Source organism: Synechococcus sp. H60.1 (assembly GCF_047462335.1).
Classification (GTDB): Bacteria; Cyanobacteriota; Cyanobacteriia; order Thermostichales; family Thermostichaceae; genus Thermostichus.
This window is the reverse complement of record NZ_JANSJA010000084.1, coordinates 1-1,209: the sequence shown is the minus strand read 5'-3', so window position 1 is coordinate 1,209 and position 1,209 is coordinate 1. Positions and strand designations below refer to the sequence as shown.

At 64.5% G+C, this 1,209-nt stretch carries 1 protein-coding gene; it reads right to left on the bottom strand.

The genetic code is table 11. From position 1 onward, the window contains the following. A partial coding sequence (locus tag NW852_RS04660) for an ABC transporter ATP-binding protein (RefSeq protein WP_414426496.1) occupies nt 1-1,067 on the bottom strand: 1,067 nt, incomplete at its 3' end. Nucleotides 1,068-1,209 lie beyond the last annotated feature (142 nt).

Sequence of the window (1,209 nt, the reverse complement as noted above, 5' to 3'; positions counted from 1 at the left end):
AAGACCACTTCTGCCCATTGGTTGACGCGAAGCTGGGTACGGGGATCCACGCGGGCCACAAACTCCTGCTCGGGGAGGATCCCTTCGGGGTCGGCGGCGCTGAGGTGGAGGAGGACTTCAGAGCCCAGGGGCTCAACAACGGCAACTCTGGCGCGCACGCGGGCGGGTTGGATCCCTGGGGGTTGGTACTGGGGATCGTGGATGTTTTCCGGGCGGATGCCGAAGATGACCGGCTGGCCGGCGCGGGGCCGATAGGGATCCGCCTGGTGGGAGGGGATGGGCACGCGGAAGGCGCCGCTATCCACCCAGAGGGTGCCCTCTTGCTCCCGCAGCTTGGCTGAGAAGAAGTTCATGGAGGGGCTGCCGATGAAGCCGGCCACAAACAGGTTGGCGGGGCGGTTGTAGAGGGCCTGGGGGGTGTCCACCTGTTGCAGGCGGCCATCCTTCATGACGGCAATGCGGTTGCCCATGGTCATGGCTTCCACCTGGTCGTGGGTGACGTAGATGAAGGTGGTGCCCAGTTGCATGTGTAACTTGCTGATCTCGGCCCGCGCCTGCACCCGTAGCTTGGCGTCGAGGTTGGAGAGGGGCTCATCCATCAAAAACACCGCCGGGTTGCGCACAATGGCCCGCCCAACGGCGACCCGCTGCCGCTGTCCACCGGAAAGTTCCCTGGGCTTGCGGTGGAGGAGGTGTTCGATTCCCAGCCGCTTGGCCACCCCCCGAACCCGGCTTTCGATCTCCGCCCTAGGCAGGCCGCGCAGCTTAAGGCCAAAGGCCATGTTCTCGGCCACAGTCATGTGGGGGTAGAGGGCATAGGACTGGAAGACCATGGCGATGTCCCGATCCTTGGGGGGAACGTCGTTCACGCGGCGGTCGCCGATGTAGATGGAGCCGGCGCTCACCTCTTCCAGGCCGGCCAGCAGGCGCAGGGAGGTGGTCTTGCCGCAGCCGGAGGGGCCAACGAAGACGAGAAATTCCCCGTCTTCAATGGCGATGTTTAGGTCGTGGACGGCCGTGGTGTCGCCGTAGCGCTTGGTAACGTGTTCGTAGGTCACGCTGGCCATGCTCTCGCTCCCCAGCCACTTCGCCCTCAACCTTATCCAACCCCCGGGGCAGAGGTCAAATCGGATCCCTGGGAGGGAGTATTCCCTCACCCCCAGCCCCTCTCCCTGAGGGAGAGGGGAGTTGAGGATCGACCAGCCAAAA